The sequence below is a fragment of the Pseudomonas sp. Leaf434 genome, assembly GCF_001425545.1.
GTDB classification, from domain to species: domain Bacteria; phylum Pseudomonadota; class Gammaproteobacteria; order Pseudomonadales; family Pseudomonadaceae; genus Aquipseudomonas; species Aquipseudomonas siliginis.
In genome coordinates this window covers 396,546-412,677 of sequence record NZ_LMQZ01000009.1, presented here as the reverse complement: position 1 = coordinate 412,677, position 16,132 = coordinate 396,546, and the positions used below count along the sequence as shown (strand labels likewise).

The following is a 16,132-nucleotide window of genomic DNA, read 5'->3' as shown; positions in this document are numbered from 1 at the left end:
GTCATCTCGGTCAAATCGGGCTGTGTGGCGGTGAACAGTTGTGCGCAAGGAATGATTGCGTCAGGCTCCGCCATCTGATTGCGCCCATGTTCATTGCTGGCCAGCCATGGAACAAGCGTAATTTCGACCCGCTATCGATGAGTTTTACGAATGAATCCGCGCACCCTCACACCGTCCATGTCGCTGCTGCTGGCTTTCGAGGCCGCCGCTCGACACGAGAGCTACACCCGCGCCGCCCATGAACTGTCACTGACGCAGAGCGCGGTCAGCCGTCAGGTACAGATTCTCGAGAAGATGCTCGGCATGCGCTTGTTCAGCCGCGAAGGCCGGCAGGTGGTGCTGACGGATGTCGGGCGCATGTATCAGCGCGAACTCAGCGAAGCCCTCGGGCAGATTCGCAGCGCCACTTTGCAGGCAATGGCGTTTGGTTCGGGCATCCACAGCCTGCGTCTGGCGACGCTGCCGACCTTCGGCTCGAAATGGCTGCTTCCACGGCTTAAGGATTTCTACACGGCGCACCCGGGCATGACCGTGCACCTGCACTCGCGGATCGAAACCATCGACTTCGATACCAGCGAAATCGACGCGGCGATCTGCGTCGGCGGCGGTGAATGGCCAGGCCTGACCGCCCTGCCCCTGCACACCGAAGAACTGGTGGCCATTGCCAGCGCGCAGTTGTCGGCACCTGAACGCGACGAAGCTGAGCAGCACATTGCCGGGCAGTTATTGCTCAACGTCAGCAGCAATGCCCAGGCGTGGGCGGAATGGTTCAGCCATCACCAACTTGCGCATCGAAGCATGCGGATCGGACCGAGCTTTGAAATGACCTCGCACTTGATCCAGGCGGTACGCGCCAATATCGGTGTTGGCCTGGTGCCGCGAATTCTGGTCGAAGACGAATTGCTCAAGGGCGAATTGCTGCAACTGGGCGAGCCGATTACCAGCCGACGCAGCTATTACCTGGTGTACCCGCCGCGTAATGAGAATTTGCCTTCGTTGAAGGCGTTCAGGGATTGGCTGATTGATACCCTCTGAAGGATCGAGTCGCGGCCATTCGCGAGCAGGCTCGCTCCCACAGGGAAACGTATGTCAAGTGTGGGAGCGAGCCTGCTCGCGAAGAAGCCAGTCGCAACGAACTTAAAACCTCGGCTTGACCGCCCGCCAATCCGCCTTGTACCGCTGCATCTGCCGCACATCATCCCTCTGGCGAATCCCGCACGTCAGGTACTGGTCATGCAGCTTGGCCAGTTGCTCATGGTCCAGTTCCAGCCCCAACCCCGGCGCACGGCTGATCTTCACACAGCCATCGACAATCGGCAGCTTGCCGCCCTTGATCACTTCCTCGTCCGGCTCCTGCCACGGGTAGTGGGTGTCGCAGGCGTAATCCAGATTCGGCACCGCCGCCGCGACGTGCGCCATGGCCATCAGGCTGATGCCCAGGTGCGAGTTGGAATGCATCGACACGCCGAGGCCAAACACATCGCACATTTTCGCCAGCGTCTGCGTATCCCGCAGGCCACCCCAGTAATGGTGGTCGGCGAGGACGATTTGCACGCTGTTCTGCGCAACGCTGCGGCGGAACTCGTCGAAATCGGTGACGACCATATTGGTCGCCAAGGGCAGACCGGTGCGCTTGTGCAGTTCGGCCATGCCATCAAGGCCCGGGGTCGGGTCTTCGTAATACTGCAGATCATCGCCGAGCAGTTCGGCCATGCGAATCGCCGTCTCCAGCGACCAGTTGCCGTTCGGATCGATGCGAAGCGGAAATCCCGGAAAGGCTTTCTTCAGTGCCTTGATGCATGCCACCTCATGCTCCGGCGGCAAGGTGCCGGCCTTGAGCTTGATGCTCTTGAAACCGTACGCCTCGATCATCCGCGCTGCCTGCGCGACGATCTGTTGCTCGCTCAGGGCTTCGCCCCAGTTGTCCGGCTTGTAGGGGGACTCGATATGTTCGGCGTATTTGAAAAACAGGTAGGCGCTGAACGGCACTTCATCGCGGATCGCTCCGCCGAGCAGGTCCACCAGCGGCACGTTCAGGTAGTGCGCCTGCAAATCGAGAAACGCCACTTCGAATGCCGAGTAGGCATTGCTCACCGCTTTGCTGGCGTGGGAACCGGGGGCCAGTTCGGCACCAGCGACGCCGGCGGGTTTATTCGCCGCCACGGTGGCCTGCACGATCGCGCGCAATTGATTGAGGTTGAACGGATCGAGGCCGATCAACTGGCTCTGCAATTGTTGCTGGATCGCCAGCGCCGGGGCATCGCCGTAGCTTTCGCCGAGGCCGATGTAGCCGTTATCACTTTCAATCTCGATGATCGAGCGCAGAGCAAAGGGTTCGTGGATGCCGCTGGCGTTGAGCAGTGGCGGATCGCGAAAGGCAATCGGGGTGACGCTGACACGGGTGATTTTCAAGATAACGCTCCTGACAGATCAACAATCGATTCAGTGGCTCGCAGCCGGACGAGCCGGCGCCACAACGGCGGCTTCGTCACTTGGCTTTGCCGGGGTTTTATCTTTGGCGCCAGGCGCCGTGCGGGCGAAGAAGATCACCACGGCAGCGATCAGCGATGTCGCCGCCAGGCCATAGAGGCCGCCCTCGATGGAGCCGGTGGTTTGTTCGAGAATGCCGAACGCGGTCGGCGCGACGAAGCCGCCAAGGTTGCCGATGGAGTTGATCAGCGCGATCACCGCCGCAGCGATGCGCGCGTCCAGATAGCTTTGCGGAATCGGCCAGAACAGCGCCGACGCTGCTTTGAAACCGATAGCGGCGAAGCAGATGGCGACGAAGGCAAACAGCGGCCCGCCAGTGGTCGACATGAACATGCCGATGGCGGCGATCACCAGGGTCAGCGCGACCCAGGCCTGCTGGAATTTCCACTTGCCGGCCAGCGCCGCGAAGCCGTACATGGCGACAATCGAAATGATCCACGGAATGGAGTTGAGCAGCCCGACCTGGAAATCACCGAGGTTGCCCATCTTCTTGATCATGCTCGGTAGCCAGAAGGTTGCGCCGTAGATGGTCAGGGCAATGGAAAAGTAGATGAAGCAGAACAGCGCGATCTGCCGGTCGGCCAACAGCTTGAACATCGACGGCTTGGCGACTTGTACCGCTTCGCGAGCGCGCTGCTCCTCGGCAATCGCCGCGACCAGCGCTTCACGCTCCTCCTCGCTCAGCCACTTGGCTTGGCGCGGGTGCGATTGCAGCCAGAACCAGACGAAAGCACACAGCACCACCGACGCTGCGCCTTCGATCAGAAACATCCACTGCCAGCCGTGCATGCCCAATCCGCTGATATGCAACAGCGCACCGGACACCGGGCCGGAAATGACCGAGGCAATCGCCGAGCCGCTGAGAAACACCGCCATGGTTTTGCCGCGCTCGGACGCCGGCAGCCATTGGGTGAAGTAGTAAATGATTCCCGGGAAGAACCCGGCCTCAGCCGCGCCAAGAATAAAGCGCAGTACGTAGAAACTGGTTTCGCCCTGAACAAAGGCCATGGCCATGGCCGCAGCGCCCCAGGTAAACATGATCCGCGTCAGCCAGACCCGCGCGCCGTAGCGCTGCAACAGCATGTTCGACGGCACTTCGAACAGCGCATAACCGATGAAAAACAGTCCGGCGCCAAGTCCATAAGCCGCTGCGCCAATACCCAGATCGGTCTCCAGATGACTGCGCACGAAACCGATATTGACCCGGTCGATGTAGTTGACGATGAACATCACCACGAACAGCGGCAGTACGTGGCGTTTGACCTTGGCGGCGGCGCGGGCGAGCACCGTGATGTCCGGCGGACTCTGGAGGGTTTTCAAGGGGCGACTCCCGATCTTGTTTTTTTAGGGATGACTTGAAGCAATGAGCCGATCATGGACGTCGTGCATTGATCCCGTCTAATCTAAACAGGCATTCGATTGATACCTGGATTAGATCAATGTTCGAACTCACCCAACTGCGCTGCTTTACCACGGTCGCCACCGAACTCAACTTCCGCCGCGCCGCCGAGCGTCTGAACATGACGCAGCCGCCGCTGAGTCGGCAGATCCAGTTGCTGGAGCATCACCTTGGCGTCGAGCTGTTCACCCGCAGCACACGCAGCGTTGCGCTGACGGCGGCAGGCCGGGCATTTTTCGTTGAAGCGCAGAATCTGCTGGAGCGCGCCCAGCAAGCAGCGATCACCGCACGCCGGTTTGCCGAGGGCGATATTGGTTCGGTAAACATCGCGTTTGTCGGCAGCGCGGTGTATGAGTTTCTGCCCAAGGTGATCGCCGAAGCGCGACTTAAACAGCCCCAGGTGAAAATCGATCTGGCAGAGATGAACACCTATCAACAGCACGAGGCGTTGCGAGCTCGCCGTATCGACCTGGGCATCGCACGGGCGCCATTGCAGGAACCGGGCTATGCCACCGAATGCCTGGTGCGCGAACCATTTGTGCTGGCAGTGCCCAGCGGGCACAAGTTGGCAAACGCGACTGAAGTGTCTGTCGCCGATCTGGATAAACAACCGTTCCTGATGTACTCCCATGAAGCCTATCCGCCGTTCAACGAACTGTTGACCGGCACGCTACGCTCAGCGCGGGTGGCGCCGGATTACGTGCAGTGGCTGGGCTCGTCGCTGACGATTCTGGCGCTGGTCAACGCTGGCATGGGTCTGGCGCTGGTACCGCGTTGCGCTACCAGCGTGGTGTTCAGGAATGTGGTGTTTCGCGAGATCGATCTGGGCGAAGGGGTGCAAAGCGAACTGCATCTGATCTGGCGGGAGAACAATGACAACCCGGCGTTCGCGATGTTGCTGGAGGCGATTCGCCGGGCGGTGGTGCAGGGTTGGGGCTGAAAATTATTGTGGCAACCTGTATTTGAGCGGAGGCGGAGCGCTCGGGGCTTTGATCAACGGCTCCTCCAGCGGCTTGCCGTCAGGCCCTGTGAACAGGCGTTCGTATTGCTTTGGCATTGGTCGCGGTGCTCTTGCAGTCGTCATGATGAACCCTCTGATACCGGGCTGAATTCAACCCACTTAACTTGCGCGGAATCTATCAGCAAAATTTCGGCACCAAAAGGAGTCGACTTGCCATCGTCATTGACCCAACGTGGATTCTGCATCACGAACTGGCCGCAACTGGATTCGGACGGCCACTCGACAGGCCAGCCAAACACGCGCCTCTCGTCATGTAAATGCAGGGTTATGAACCGGTCGAATTGGGCAAAGGCGCAGAACCATTCACTGGGGAAAGAAGATTGTTTCGTGACGTTTCGCTCACGTAACCAGCCGTGCAATTTGTCACTCGTAGCCAGGTAACAGGCAAACAATCCCAGCATCAGCGAAAACATAAATGCCCAGAGCGTTTGCGCCCGATCATCCCAGTTTCCTAATGAAAAACCCTTCGAGCCAATCCACAAACAGAGGTTGCCCACCGCCAACACCGCGCCCTGAATCACAAAAGTAAATATCAGCGCCTGCACGATCTGGCCGAACGTATCCGGTCGCTTGAATGCCGTAAGTGAATAGAAGATCCAGGTCGATAGAAACCCGGGGATGAGGTACTGCAACAGCGGAATGATGTCCTTGACCAGATCATCCATGATCCGAGGCTCCTTTTAGTCATGCCGAACCCGTCGCGGGCCGACATTCAAAGCCTAGTCCAGGATTCGGCAGCGCCTCTCGGCAACTGTCACAGACCATTGCGGCGCTTGCCCAGTGCCTCACCCAATGAAAAAAGGCAGACACCGAACTTCGGTGTCTGCCTTTTTTTGGGCGAATCGGGCGCCTGTTCTACAGGCAATCACGCACCGATTGGCGCAGCGATCCGGACTTGGCCCACGGCGGCCCCTGGTAGAGGGACACCTTGCTACCGTCCTTGTATTTGACGATATCGAGAATCTCATCCGCCGTGATAATGCTCGGCGCGGTAATCCGGTAGCCGTTGGAAATCGACGTCTGCGAGGTCCTGGCAACATCCTTCTGCCACAACGGTAACAAACACGCAGCATATTCCTTGGGTGGCTTGTCACTGGCCTTGCTGAGGTTTGGCTCGCCCGGCACCAGCGACGCCGGTAACGAGCACCCCGTCAACAGAGCAAGTGCCAGACTGCCGATCCATACGCGCATGTTGTTTACCTGTGCGGAAAAAAGCTGAATGTACCGTTTAACCGCTTGCACATCCATCGTGGCAACCCGCCGTTACCGGCGTTTGGACAATTTTTCACATCGGTTCAGCCGGGCGTCAGATGACTTGGCCGCATCCGGGAAAATGCGACTACTCTTTTCTACCGAGAACGTTCAGGAGGTGATCATGCGGCTCAATGAATACGAACACGAACTTCAACGGGATTTGCAAAGCGTGGCGTCGGACCTGAGATGGTCGGCGGTCGATCTCAAGCGCATCGCTGAACAACTGCGTAAATCCGGCAACGAGGCAGACGCCCAGACCGTGTTGCGGTCGTGCGAAATCCTGCAAAGCGACGAAGAGAGATTGCAGATCTATGCCAAGGAGGTAAAAGCCCGGACCATCAGCCGAATCAAGGTGCACTGACAAGCGTTCCAAAGCCACAAATAAGAAGCCCCGGTCGAAACCGGGGCTCTTTCGTTATAACGCATCAACTGACGTTCTGGCTTTGCACCCGTTTGGGGCGTTGCTTGTAACCAGGAAGCGCCGCCGCATAGGCCATCGCTTCCTCCCTGCTGGTGAATGACGCCAACCGGTCGCCCTGAGTGCATACCCGCCACGGGCCGTTGTTCACACTGAGCACATCGTAACCATTCATGTGCAGCTTGTTCAGCATTGGAATGCTCATAAGCACCTCCCTTTTGCCAACGGTGTTTTCGGTGTACAGGCCCACCTTACACCCGGTACCTGCTTCGTTGTAAACCCGAACTCACCCTGCATTCGTCAATCCACTGGCACTTTTTGCTGGGCAAGTAGCTCCCAATCAACGGGGAACCTTTAAATCTGCTTGCGGCTCGAATATTGCAGTTTGATTACAGATTTATGACGCACATCAACAGGGCATTCATGAAAGTACGCGCTACCGTCATTTGCGAACAGGATCGCCATATCCTCCTGGTGCGCAAACCCCGCCATCACTGGTCACTACCCGGCGGCAAGGTCGAACCCGGGGAAACCCGTGCGGCGGCGGCCGTGCGCGAGTTGCAGGAGGAAACCGGGCTCAATGCTGAGAACGTCCTGTACCTGATGGACTTCCAGGCGGGCACTACGCGCCATCATGTGTACGAGGCTTCGGTGGTCAACATCGACGAGGTGCGCCCGCAGAATGAAATCGTCGATTGCATCTGGTATCCGCTCGATGCCGTGCACAATCTTGAAACCAATGACGCGACACGGCGCATCGTGCAGGCCTTTCAACGCCGTTTATGACAATCAGCCGGCGAACGCCCGGCGACCGGCGCTGATTTCCGTGCGCAACTCACCGATGAAATTGGAAATATCGCGAATCGTCACCAGATGCTCGGGAGATACGCCGTCAAGCAACAGCTCGACGTGACCACTGCCCGGCTCATACACCTTGATCCGCAACAGACCTTGTCCAGTCGGGGTGCAATCACACTTGAACGTGGGGAAGCCTGACTCGACGATCCGGCAAATATCGGCAATGGCAAGCATGGACGGGCGCCTCGCAGGCGGAGAATCGATCCATCGAGCATAGACCCACGGTCTGTTAATTGCCCGCTCGGGAATGCCAAGCCGATCACAACTCACTCACGCCATTCAATGCGCGTCGTGATCCCAGATCCAGTTCCACATACCGGGCAGATTCACCGGCTCAGCGCTTTGCTGAACCGTACGCGCCAACGCGGCTTTTTCCATTGCGGCCTGATTGTCGTAGAACGGCTTGTCCGCCAGTCTGACCCCGGTCGCCGCCGCGCTATCGAGCAGAATCTGTAGATATTCGCGAGTGTGGCGCGCGGTGTAGCGATTGAGATCATGGAACGTCACCACGACCGGAATCACGCCATCCACGGTCGGCAATTGACCCACGGCGATGCGCTCGCGCACTTCCGATAACTGCCGCAGCATGTTCGCCCGACGCCGAGGGCTGGCGTTGAAGCCCCAGATCTTGCCGTCGTTGGCACTCAGGTCCGTGAGCAAGACGTGCAAGCCGTGTTTTTGATAGGCCGCAAATGTGCGCTTGTCGTAGTTCCAGAACGGTGGGCGCAACAGCTTGGGCGGCGCTCCGGTGATGGCGGCAATGTCAGCGCTGCCATCGGTCAGCGATTGCTCCAGCTCTTGCGGATCGAGCGAACGATGGTTGGTGTGCCAGTGAGTCGCTGTGTGAAACGCGAGGATATGTCCCTCGGCGTGCTCACGACGCATCAGGCTGCGACCGATCTCGCTGTCACCCGCCCTCGGTGCTCGGGTCTGCACGAAAAACACGGCTTTGATGTTTGGCTGCAAGGGGTTGCCTTTGAGGCTGTCGAGCACCGTCGCCGTTGGATTCCACAACCCTGAAGCGCTGGGGCCATCATCGAACGTCAGGAGAAAACGTACGGGCGCCTGGGCCATCAGGCGCGTTTCGGTTTGCGTGGTCATTTCAATCGGCGCGGCGATGCAACCGGCCAGACCGAGCGCGATGAGCGCAACACAAAGAAGTTTGCATCCGGATGTCATGTCTTGCCCCGAGGCCGCGGCCGTGGTGTTGTCGAATGGCAAACCTCCCTCGCCTTTGTCCATCCCTGCGCGGCTATCCGCGAGCGCAGGTTGGATAAGGTACACAGGGTTTGGTTCCGGTGCTGGTTTCAGTGCGTCATCGGCCAGGCACATCGGCATGTCCGACTAGACTCAAATTTCCTCAAGGAGATTTCAGCCATGTGCGGAAGACTCACGCAGTACCGTGGGATTCACGATTTCGTCGCGGTGCTCAGCATCCCCGATGCGTTGATCAATCACGTTGGCGATGCGCCGCTCAATCGCTACAACGCAGCGCCCACCACTGCGCTGGCGGTTCTGCACCAGCACGAACAGGCCATTCATGCCGACAATCTGCGCTGGGGCTGGCGGCCGCATTGGGCCAAGGATCGTGCCGCGCCCATCAACGCACGGGTGGAAAAAGTCGCCCACGGCGCGTTCTTCCGGGCGATCTGGCGGCAGCGGCTGATTGTGCCGGTCGACAACTGGTTTGAATGGGTTGATACCGGGGAAAAATCCCGCCAGCCCTGGTTGATTCGTCGGGCGGATCAGGCTCCGGTTTTCTGTGCTGGTATCGGCCAGTTTCCGGCACCGGGGGTTGCGCCGAGGGAGGACGACGGATTCGTCATCATCACCGCTGACAGCCTGGGCGGCCTGCTCGATATTCACGACCGCCGCCCAGTGGTCTTCGATTCGGCACGAGCTATGGAATGGCTTGATCCGGCTACGCCGCTGGAACGCGCCGAGCAGATGCTGCTGTTTGAAGGCGAGCCCAGTGATGCCTTCGAATGGTACAAAGTCGGCAAAGCGGTCGGTAATACGCGTAATCAAGGTGCGCAATTGATAGAACGAGTCGACTAAATAATTACTTCACTGCTGCGTTAATCAAGCGAGCCCGTCACTGAATCCCGCGCGTTACAAAAAGTGTTTCAACCGCGATACAACCCCCATAAAACAGCCGTTTGAGCGAATCAACCGCCTGTCAGACATTTCGACAGTCATACATACATTTCCCCGCGCTGCGGATAGCATGCGCGCCGCCTTTCCGATTGGTATACCAGTTGACCAAAGAGTCAAAGAAATCAGGAATCCATCAACAACTTTCAAGCCTTGCAGAGAAATAAGTGAGCGACGATTTTGCAATCAAACAGGTCAGCGGCCTGAAGTGTGTCCATCTGTCCAAGACAGAACGCCTGGAACTCGACTGTTTTATCGGCCATTACATCAAGACCCGAAACCTGCACAGCGTGCCCGATATCGAACGCATCCTGCGCAGCACCCTCGAGGGATATCCCGGCCATCCGCCGGTGATGGTCAATGAGCTCAATGCGTGGATCGATCGAACGTTGGGGTATCGAGCGACCTACCCGGATTTCACGCAGCTGGAAGACTTCTGAAACGCGAAGAGCCCCGCTGATGCGGGGCTCTTCGTATGCGCTGTTCAAGGTTTCAGAGGACGCTCCTGGTCGCGGTCCGACAGCTCGCGGCTGTCATCATGCTTCCAGGTTTTTTCCTGCCTCTTCTGCTGCTCGATTTCTTCTTCCGTTGGCTCATCATCTTCCGCACGCGTTTGCTCAGTTGCCATGTGCACCTCACCTCAGAACAGTTGATGATCGTTAAAGGGTAGAACACTTTTGCGCGCCCAGATTCACCAACGCATTTTGTCCCGCGCGGCGTACCATAGCGCCATCTCCCCTTACGTCAGGAAGACGCCATGCTGTACCGAATCGCCGCCGACGGGCTGGTGCTGTTTCACTTGTGTTTCATCTTGTTCGTACTGTTCGGCGGGCTGCTGGTGCTGCGCTGGCCACGGTTGATGTGGCTGCACCTGCCGGCGGCTGCCTGGGGCGTAGCGGTCGAGGTGTTGCACCTGACCTGTCCGTTGACCTACTGGGAAAATCTCATGCGCCACGCGGCCGGGCAGACCGAATACGCCGGCGGTTTCATTGAGCATTACATCTGGCCGATCATCTACCCGGCCGGTCTGACGCCGCAGATTCAACTGGCACTTGGCAGCGTGGTGCTGGCGGTCAACCTGTTGGTGTACGCACGACTGCTGCGCTCGTGGAAACTGCGTCGCGCCCGGCGCATTCCGTTTTAACGCGAGGCCGGTTTCAACGTTTCCAGCCACTGCGGATCGAAGCGTGGCTGGTCAGGATCAAGGCCCAGCGCCTGCATCCGCGCCTTGTGCTGTTCGACTTCATCACGCAGTTGTCCATGATCGCTGGAGTTGCCGTCCAGCTCATGCATTTGCAGCAATCCGAGGTGATAGAAACGCAACACCTTCATCGCCGTCGGATCGTTGGTCTGCACTGCCGCTGTCACCTGATGCATGACATTGGTGATGCTCATCAGATTGCGCTTGAGGCGCCAGCTGTACACCGCCGGGGCCATCCAGGTCTGATGCCAGAAACGCCCGCGCAACAGCGCCGCCGTCAGCAGAAACGCCACGAATACGCCGCCGACATTGAAACGCAGGTTATCCCCGTCGGGTTCACCGAACACTGCCACCGCAACCGAGGAAAACAGCATGGCCAGCAGCAGAAACAGCACGGCGACGATAATCGTGCTGCGGCGGGTCTGCTGACGAAAGGTAGCGGGGTCCATCGGCTGAATCTCGAACATCGAAAATGACTTCCTTGAGTGGCAAAACGCGCAACGGAAAAAACTCGCCGGCGCATTATCGCATCGCACCGGGTTTTAGCTATGCTGGGGCTCCTTTTCATCTTTTCAGCGTCCAACGGGGACATGGCGGTATAGCGCAGATCGTGCCATCTTCATTCATGGATACACACTATTCGGATGCCATCCGCTGCGTTGTGGATGACATCGTTTTAAGGATCACTGCATGACCCAACGACACGTAATCAATGCCTCGGTCAGCCCGAAAGGCAGTCTGGAAACCCTTTCTCAACGTGAAGTCCAGCAACTGAGCGAAGCCGGATCCGGCAGCACTTATACCCTCTTCCGCCAGTGCGCCCTGGCCATCCTCAACACCGGCGCGCATGTCGACAATGCCAAGACCATCCTCGAAGCCTACAAGGACTTCGAAATCCGTATTCACCAACAGGATCGCGGCGTACGCCTGGAGCTGCTGAACGCTCCGGCGGACGCGTTCGTCGACGGCGAGATGATCGCCAGCACCCGCGAAATGCTCTTCAGCGCCCTGCGCGACATCGTCTACACCGAGAACGAACTCGACAGCCAACGCATCGACCTGAGCAATTCCCAAGGCATCAGCGACTACGTGTTCCATCTGCTGCGCAACGCGCGCACCCTGCGCCCGGGCGTCGAGCCGAAGATCGTGGTGTGCTGGGGCGGCCACTCGATCAATACCGAAGAATACAAATACACCAAGAAAGTCGGCCACGAACTGGGCCTGCGCAGCCTCGACATCTGCACTGGTTGCGGCCCTGGCGTGATGAAAGGTCCGATGAAGGGCGCGACCATTGCCCATGCCAAACAACGCATTCACGGCGGTCGCTACCTCGGCCTGACCGAGCCAGGCATCATCGCCGCCGAAGCGCCGAACCCGATCGTCAATGAGCTGGTGATCCTGCCGGACATCGAAAAACGTCTGGAAGCCTTCGTCCGTGTCGGCCACGGCATCATCATTTTCCCGGGCGGCGCCGGTACGGCCGAAGAGTTCCTGTACCTGCTCGGCATCCTGATGCACCCGGACAATGAAGGTCTGCCGTTCCCGGTGATCCTCACCGGGCCGAAGCATGCCGCGCCGTATCTGGAACAGCTGGATGCGTTTGTCATCGCGACCCTCGGCGAAGAAGCCAAACAGCATTACGAGATCATCATCGATGATCCGGCCGAAGTAGCGCGGCAGATGACTCAAGGCTTGAAAGCGGTGAAGCAGTTCCGCCGCGAGCGTAACGATGCGTTTCATTTCAACTGGCTGTTGAAGATCGATGAGGGCTTCCAGCGTCCGTTCGATCCGACCCACGAAAACATGGCCAACCTGAAACTGCACCGCGACCAGCCACCGCATGAACTGGCGGCCAATCTGCGTCGGGCGTTTTCCGGGATCGTCGCCGGTAACGTCAAGGACAAGGGCATTCGTCTGATCGAAGAGCACGGGCCGTATCAGATCCGTGGCGATGCGGCGATCATGCAGCCGCTTGATGCACTGCTCAAAGCCTTCGTCGCCCAGCACCGGATGAAACTTCCGGGTGGCGCGGCGTATGTGCCTTGCTACCGGGTAGTCGCATAATCTCAAGCCGTCACAAAAGCCCAATGTGGGAGCTGGCTTGCCAGCGATAGCGGTCTTTCATTCAACAGAGACGTTGAATCAGATGACGCTTTCGCGAGCAAGCTCGCTCCCACAGGATTTATGGTGTGCCGCAAATTGTAGTAACAACCTGAATCCCATTGTGGGAGCGAGCCTGCTCGCGAAGAGGCCCAAGAAAAACACATCAGTCTCTCAGGCTATCCACCAACCGCCGAGCCAACGCTTTAGCCTGCGCAGCGACGTCCGTCACTGCCGTACTCTCCCACCACATCCCGCGCAACGGCGGGCCCATGGCAAACAGCTGACTACTCACGCGCCCTTCGGCACCCACCACTGCGCCGTCCTTTGCCGAGATCCCCAGCGCCAACGGCCCCGGCCGCACCAGCCCCCGCGCCAGCAACTGCTGTGGCAACGGTCGTGCGACTCGCCGCCAGTCGTATTCAATACCGCTGGAGTTGATCAGCGCTGCACCGCTGACCACGCCTGTTTCAGTCTCACCCCGAGCACGGATGCGAATGGCCACAGCATCGCTCGCGCCGGGCTCAATCCCCTTGAATGACGCGGCGTGAATGCGCAAGCGTCCTTCCTTGTGCAGCCGTTCGATCAACTCGGCACTCAGTGGCGGCGAACGATGGTGGTGACTCTCCCACCATGGCCGTACATGCCGTACGAATTGTCGACGCTGCACGTCAGTCGCCTGACTCCACAACCGCGCGATATGCGCGCGAACCGTATCCAGCGGCGCCTGCCAGTCGATGCCTTGGGCGATTGCGTCGCGACAATGTCGGCGCAATTCGCGCACCAACTGGCGTGGCGTGCGGATGCTGTGATCTGCTGCCAGAAAATCCACCCAGGCCGGCGGTTGACGGCGCACGTGCGGCAGCAGGCCATGCCGGGAGAACACCTCGATCGGCCCGCGATGCCCGGCCTGCTCCAGCGACACCACGGCATCGACCATGGTCAGACCGGAGCCGATGATCAGCACGGTGGACTGCGGGTCGAGTTCGCGCATGCCCGCCACATCCCAGGGATCAAGCGCTGCGGCGTTAAGGCCACTGGATTGCGTCTGCGGCGTGCGAGCGGCTGGAAACATGCCGGTGGCCAGCACCGCCTTCGATCCACGCAAAATCCGGCCATCGCTCAAGGTGAGCTGCACTGAACCAGCATCAACTTGCAGGTCGACGACCTCAGCACAGAAATGTTCAACGGTCGAACCTTGCAGCGTACCCACTGCCCTGGCCTCAGCCAGACGCTGTTGCACATAGACCCCGAAAAGGCCGCGCGGCGGAAACAGTTCACTGACCGGCACGTCCTGCTCGGCAGATTCCGGCCAGCTGCCATCGGCAATATGCGCGGTCAACCACTGCGTCAGATCATCAGGATTATCCGGGTCGACGCTCATCCGCGCCGCGTTGCCGTTCAGCGTATGTCCCAACTCGACTGCGCTGTAAGCCTCACCACGTCCCAGTTCAGCGCGAGGCTCGATGATGAGAATCTTTCGTTGCCCCGGCAGGCGCAGCAATTGCACCGCCAGCATCGTGCCGCTGAGACCGCCGCCGATGATCAGGATGTCCGCAGGCTTCTCCATTCAGATCACCACATTACGCACGAACCGCGCAGCCACATCGCCATCGTTGCGGTAGGCATGCGGTTGATTGCTGGCGAACATGAAAAACTCTCCTTTGTTGATGTACTGCGGCTGATCGCCGAGCATCAGCGTCAGGCAACCCTCAAATACGTAGATCTGCTCGCTCCAGCCATCGGCGTCCGGTTGCGACGGATAAACCTCGCCCGGTTGCAGGCACCACTCCCATTGCTCGACTTCGCGGCTCGCGGTGGCTTTGGACAGTAGCACGGCTCTGCTGCCGGGAATCGTGCCCGCCCAGGCAACCTCATTGATCCGGCTCGGGTCGCGCGCATCGTGCGCCTGGATCAGATCACTGAACGCAACGTCGAGCGCTTCGGCGACGCGATCAAGCGTGGTCAGGCTGACATTCTTTTCGCCTGCCTCGATCGCCACCAGCATCCGTCGGCTGACCCCGGACTTTTCCGCCAACGCGGTCTGGCTCATATCCGCCGCATGGCGCAGGCGTCGAACGTTCTGGCTGACGTGTTGCAGGACGGAGGCTCGCTGGGTCGAATCTTTGTGCACTATATTGCTCACTCGGTGGGGTTGGGCAGTATACTGCGCAACGTTGGCGGCATTGTGCGGCCTCCCTTTTAATGTGCGCAAGGTCATGATGTCGCCAAACAATTCTGCGTCCCGAATCCGCTTTTCCCGCTTCAGCAAAGCCGAGTGCGTGCTGGTGCTGATCACCATGATCTGGGGCGGCACGTTTCTGATTGTGCAACATGCCATGACGGTCAGCGGCCCGATGTTTTTTGTCGGCCTGCGCTTTGCCGCCGCGGCGGCGATCGTGGCGATGTTCTCCTGGCGTCATCTGCGCGAACTGACCCTGTTCGAAGTGAAGGCCGGGTCGTTCATCGGCGTGGCGATCATGCTCGGTTACGGCCTTCAGACAGTCGGGCTGCAAAGTATTCCGAGCAGTCAGTCGGCGTTCATTACCGCGCTGTATGTGCCGTTTGTGCCGCTGCTGCAATGGCTGGTTCTGGGACGGCGTCCGGGGTTGATGCCAAGTATCGGGATCATGATGGCGTTTGCCGGACTGATGTTGTTGTCCGGCCCCTCGGGGGAGGCGTTGAATTTCAGTCCCGGAGAAATCGCGACCTTGATCAGCGCCGTTGCGATTGCGGCCGAGATCATCTTGATCAGCACATTCGCCGGACAGGTTGATGTGCGGCGGGTGACGGTGGTGCAACTGGCGGTGACGGCGGTGTTGTCGTTCTTGCTGGTGGTCCCGACCGGTGAAGTGATTCCGGAATTTTCCTGGTTGTTGCTGGTGACCGCTTTGGGTCTGGGCGCAGCAAGTGCGGCGATTCAGGTGGCGATGAACTGGGCGCAGAAGAGTGTTTCGCCGACTCGGGCGACGTTGATCTATGCCGGTGAACCGGTGTGGGCCGGGATTGTCGGACGGATTGCCGGAGAGCGCTTGCCGGCGATTGCACTGGTGGGCGCCGGGCTGATTGTGGCGGCGGTGATTGTCAGTGAGTTGAAGACCAAGGGAAGGACCACCGAGGCAGAAGCTGAGCTGGAGCGGGAAACGCAGGCGTGACCCGCAATCTTTTCTGGCTGCTCGCGAAAGCGCCGCACCATTGTTGCCCCTGAAACAACGCCAAACACAAAATTCCGGACTA

20 protein-coding genes are annotated in these 16,132 nt (G+C 59.1%); 9 read left to right on the top strand and 11 right to left on the bottom strand.

Translation table 11 applies throughout. The features are described 5' to 3' along the window. Nucleotides 1-150: 150 nt before the first annotated feature. Nucleotides 151-1,035, top strand: a complete 885-nt coding sequence (locus ASG55_RS19320) for a LysR substrate-binding domain-containing protein (RefSeq protein ID WP_056789299.1) — start codon at nucleotides 151-153, stop codon at nucleotides 1,033-1,035. A 102-nt stretch (nucleotides 1,036-1,137) separates the two neighbouring features. On the opposite strand, the gene ASG55_RS19315 is transcribed toward ASG55_RS19320, so the two are convergent. Then, a complete protein-coding gene (locus tag ASG55_RS19315; RefSeq protein WP_056789296.1) occupies nucleotides 1,138-2,412 on the bottom strand; it encodes a glucarate dehydratase family protein in 1,275 nt (424 codons plus the stop codon). 30 nt (nucleotides 2,413-2,442) lie between these two features. Beyond that, nucleotides 2,443-3,810: an MFS transporter gene (locus ASG55_RS19310; RefSeq protein WP_056789294.1), complete on the bottom strand. Its 1,368-nt coding sequence runs from the start codon at nucleotides 3,808-3,810 to the stop codon at nucleotides 2,443-2,445. Between the two features lie 119 nt (nucleotides 3,811-3,929). Between ASG55_RS19310 and ASG55_RS19305 the strand changes: the two genes are divergently transcribed. Continuing rightward, nucleotides 3,930-4,829 (top strand): LysR family transcriptional regulator, encoded by a 900-nt coding sequence (locus tag ASG55_RS19305; RefSeq protein WP_056789291.1) that lies wholly within the window; start codon nucleotides 3,930-3,932, stop codon nucleotides 4,827-4,829. A gap of 140 nt (nucleotides 4,830-4,969) precedes the next feature. On the opposite strand, the gene ASG55_RS19300 is transcribed toward ASG55_RS19305, so the two are convergent. Both ASG55_RS19300 and ASG55_RS19295 read right to left on the bottom strand, forming a co-directional pair. Further along, a complete protein-coding gene (locus tag ASG55_RS19300; RefSeq protein WP_056789290.1) occupies nucleotides 4,970-5,575 on the bottom strand; it encodes a DUF6338 family protein in 606 nt (201 codons plus the stop codon). A 190-nt stretch (nucleotides 5,576-5,765) separates the two neighbouring features. Beyond that, the gene (locus ASG55_RS19295) at nucleotides 5,766-6,101 is read right to left on the bottom strand and encodes a hypothetical protein (RefSeq protein ID WP_056789890.1); all 336 of its coding nucleotides are present in this window, start codon (nucleotides 6,099-6,101) and stop codon (nucleotides 5,766-5,768) included. Between the two features lie 184 nt (nucleotides 6,102-6,285). Here ASG55_RS19295 and ASG55_RS19290 point away from each other — a divergent pair, with 184 nt between their 5' ends. Then, nucleotides 6,286-6,525, top strand: a complete 240-nt coding sequence (locus ASG55_RS19290; protein ID WP_041480783.1) for a hypothetical protein — start codon at nucleotides 6,286-6,288, stop codon at nucleotides 6,523-6,525. A 64-nt stretch (nucleotides 6,526-6,589) separates the two neighbouring features. Here the strand turns inward: ASG55_RS19290 and ASG55_RS19285 are convergent, their stop codons facing one another. Continuing rightward, nucleotides 6,590-6,787: a hypothetical protein gene (locus ASG55_RS19285; RefSeq protein WP_056789288.1), complete on the bottom strand. Its 198-nt coding sequence runs from the start codon at nucleotides 6,785-6,787 to the stop codon at nucleotides 6,590-6,592. 218 nt (nucleotides 6,788-7,005) lie between these two features. Here ASG55_RS19285 and ASG55_RS19280 point away from each other — a divergent pair, with 218 nt between their 5' ends. Beyond that, entirely contained in the window at nucleotides 7,006-7,368 is a 363-nt protein-coding gene (locus ASG55_RS19280; RefSeq protein WP_056789888.1) for an NUDIX hydrolase, read from the top strand. Nucleotides 7,369-7,371: 3 nt separating this feature from the next. Here the strand turns inward: ASG55_RS19280 and ASG55_RS19275 are convergent, their stop codons facing one another. Together ASG55_RS19275 and ASG55_RS19270 are read right to left on the bottom strand one after the other, a co-directional pair. Continuing rightward, nucleotides 7,372-7,614 carry a DUF1652 domain-containing protein gene (locus ASG55_RS19275; RefSeq protein WP_056789285.1) on the bottom strand — a complete coding sequence of 81 codons (243 nt, stop codon included), beginning with the start codon at nucleotides 7,612-7,614 and terminating at the stop codon, nucleotides 7,372-7,374. 105 nt (nucleotides 7,615-7,719) lie between these two features. Beyond that, nucleotides 7,720-8,619, bottom strand: a complete 900-nt coding sequence (locus ASG55_RS19270; protein ID WP_056789885.1) for a polysaccharide deacetylase family protein — start codon at nucleotides 8,617-8,619, stop codon at nucleotides 7,720-7,722. Nucleotides 8,620-8,817: 198 nt separating this feature from the next. Between ASG55_RS19270 and ASG55_RS19265 the strand changes: the two genes are divergently transcribed. Further along, a complete protein-coding gene (locus tag ASG55_RS19265; RefSeq protein ID WP_056789282.1) occupies nucleotides 8,818-9,498 on the top strand; it encodes an SOS response-associated peptidase in 681 nt (226 codons plus the stop codon). A 263-nt stretch (nucleotides 9,499-9,761) separates the two neighbouring features. Further along, nucleotides 9,762-10,034 (top strand): hypothetical protein, encoded by a 273-nt coding sequence (locus tag ASG55_RS19260; RefSeq protein ID WP_056789279.1) that lies wholly within the window; start codon nucleotides 9,762-9,764, stop codon nucleotides 10,032-10,034. 44 nt (nucleotides 10,035-10,078) lie between these two features. Here ASG55_RS19260 and ASG55_RS27020 read toward each other — a convergent pair whose 3' ends face one another. Continuing rightward, on the bottom strand, nucleotides 10,079-10,222 hold the full coding sequence (locus tag ASG55_RS27020; RefSeq protein ID WP_164488351.1) for a hypothetical protein: 144 nt from the start codon (nucleotides 10,220-10,222) through the stop codon (nucleotides 10,079-10,081). A 129-nt stretch (nucleotides 10,223-10,351) separates the two neighbouring features. Between ASG55_RS27020 and ASG55_RS19255 the strand changes: the two genes are divergently transcribed. After that, nucleotides 10,352-10,738 carry a DUF2784 domain-containing protein gene (locus ASG55_RS19255; RefSeq protein ID WP_041480792.1) on the top strand — a complete coding sequence of 129 codons (387 nt, stop codon included), beginning with the start codon at nucleotides 10,352-10,354 and terminating at the stop codon, nucleotides 10,736-10,738. Here the strand turns inward: ASG55_RS19255 and ASG55_RS19250 are convergent. Next, a complete protein-coding gene (locus tag ASG55_RS19250; RefSeq protein WP_056789277.1) occupies nucleotides 10,735-11,262 on the bottom strand; it encodes a DUF3087 domain-containing protein in 528 nt (175 codons plus the stop codon). The two genes, ASG55_RS19255 and ASG55_RS19250, sit on opposite strands and share 4 nt — an antisense overlap. Before the next feature lie 223 nt (nucleotides 11,263-11,485). Between ASG55_RS19250 and ppnN the strand changes: the two genes are divergently transcribed. After that, entirely contained in the window at nucleotides 11,486-12,859 is a 1,374-nt protein-coding gene (ppnN, locus tag ASG55_RS19245; RefSeq protein ID WP_056789275.1) for a nucleotide 5'-monophosphate nucleosidase PpnN, read from the top strand. A gap of 202 nt (nucleotides 12,860-13,061) precedes the next feature. Here the strand turns inward: ppnN and ASG55_RS19240 are convergent, their stop codons facing one another. Together ASG55_RS19240 and ASG55_RS19235 are read right to left on the bottom strand one after the other, a co-directional pair. Beyond that, the gene (locus ASG55_RS19240; RefSeq protein ID WP_056789272.1) at nucleotides 13,062-14,465 is read right to left on the bottom strand and encodes an FAD/NAD(P)-binding protein; all 1,404 of its coding nucleotides are present in this window, start codon (nucleotides 14,463-14,465) and stop codon (nucleotides 13,062-13,064) included. Continuing rightward, nucleotides 14,466-15,029, bottom strand: a complete 564-nt coding sequence (locus tag ASG55_RS19235) for a helix-turn-helix domain-containing protein (protein WP_056789270.1) — start codon at nucleotides 15,027-15,029, stop codon at nucleotides 14,466-14,468. A gap of 85 nt (nucleotides 15,030-15,114) precedes the next feature. On the opposite strand from ASG55_RS19235, the gene ASG55_RS19230 reads away from it, so the two are divergent. Continuing rightward, complete coding sequence (locus tag ASG55_RS19230; protein WP_056789268.1) at nucleotides 15,115-16,050, top strand: DMT family transporter; 936 nt, start codon at nucleotides 15,115-15,117, stop codon at nucleotides 16,048-16,050. Nucleotides 16,051-16,132 lie beyond the last annotated feature (82 nt).

Bases quoted from the DNA above. Each gene is read 5' to 3' on its own strand.
- ASG55_RS19230 (WP_056789268.1), top strand. From the start codon at position 15,115: ATGATGTCGCCAAACAATTCTGCGTCCCGAATCCGCTTTTCCCGCTTC.
- ASG55_RS19300 (WP_056789290.1), bottom strand. From the start codon at position 5,575: ATGGATGATCTGGTCAAGGACATCATTCCGCTGTTGCAGTACCTCATC.
- ASG55_RS27020 (WP_164488351.1), bottom strand. From the start codon at position 10,222: ATGGCAACTGAGCAAACGCGTGCGGAAGATGATGAGCCAACGGAAGAA.
- ASG55_RS19270 (WP_056789885.1), bottom strand. From the start codon at position 8,619: ATGACATCCGGATGCAAACTTCTTTGTGTTGCGCTCATCGCGCTCGGT.
- ASG55_RS19250 (WP_056789277.1), bottom strand. From the start codon at position 11,262: ATGTTCGAGATTCAGCCGATGGACCCCGCTACCTTTCGTCAGCAGACC.
- ppnN (WP_056789275.1), top strand. From the start codon at position 11,486: ATGACCCAACGACACGTAATCAATGCCTCGGTCAGCCCGAAAGGCAGT.
- ASG55_RS19255 (WP_041480792.1), top strand. From the start codon at position 10,352: ATGCTGTACCGAATCGCCGCCGACGGGCTGGTGCTGTTTCACTTGTGT.
- ASG55_RS19240 (WP_056789272.1), bottom strand. From the start codon at position 14,465: ATGGAGAAGCCTGCGGACATCCTGATCATCGGCGGCGGTCTCAGCGGC.
- ASG55_RS19290 (WP_041480783.1), top strand. From the start codon at position 6,286: ATGCGGCTCAATGAATACGAACACGAACTTCAACGGGATTTGCAAAGC.
- ASG55_RS19265 (WP_056789282.1), top strand. From the start codon at position 8,818: ATGTGCGGAAGACTCACGCAGTACCGTGGGATTCACGATTTCGTCGCG.
- ASG55_RS19305 (WP_056789291.1), top strand. From the start codon at position 3,930: ATGTTCGAACTCACCCAACTGCGCTGCTTTACCACGGTCGCCACCGAA.
- ASG55_RS19320 (WP_056789299.1), top strand. From the start codon at position 151: ATGAATCCGCGCACCCTCACACCGTCCATGTCGCTGCTGCTGGCTTTC.
- ASG55_RS19280 (WP_056789888.1), top strand. From the start codon at position 7,006: ATGAAAGTACGCGCTACCGTCATTTGCGAACAGGATCGCCATATCCTC.
- ASG55_RS19295 (WP_056789890.1), bottom strand. From the start codon at position 6,101: ATGCGCGTATGGATCGGCAGTCTGGCACTTGCTCTGTTGACGGGGTGC.
- ASG55_RS19285 (WP_056789288.1), bottom strand. From the start codon at position 6,787: ATGAGCATTCCAATGCTGAACAAGCTGCACATGAATGGTTACGATGTG.
- ASG55_RS19275 (WP_056789285.1), bottom strand. From the start codon at position 7,614: ATGCTTGCCATTGCCGATATTTGCCGGATCGTCGAGTCAGGCTTCCCC.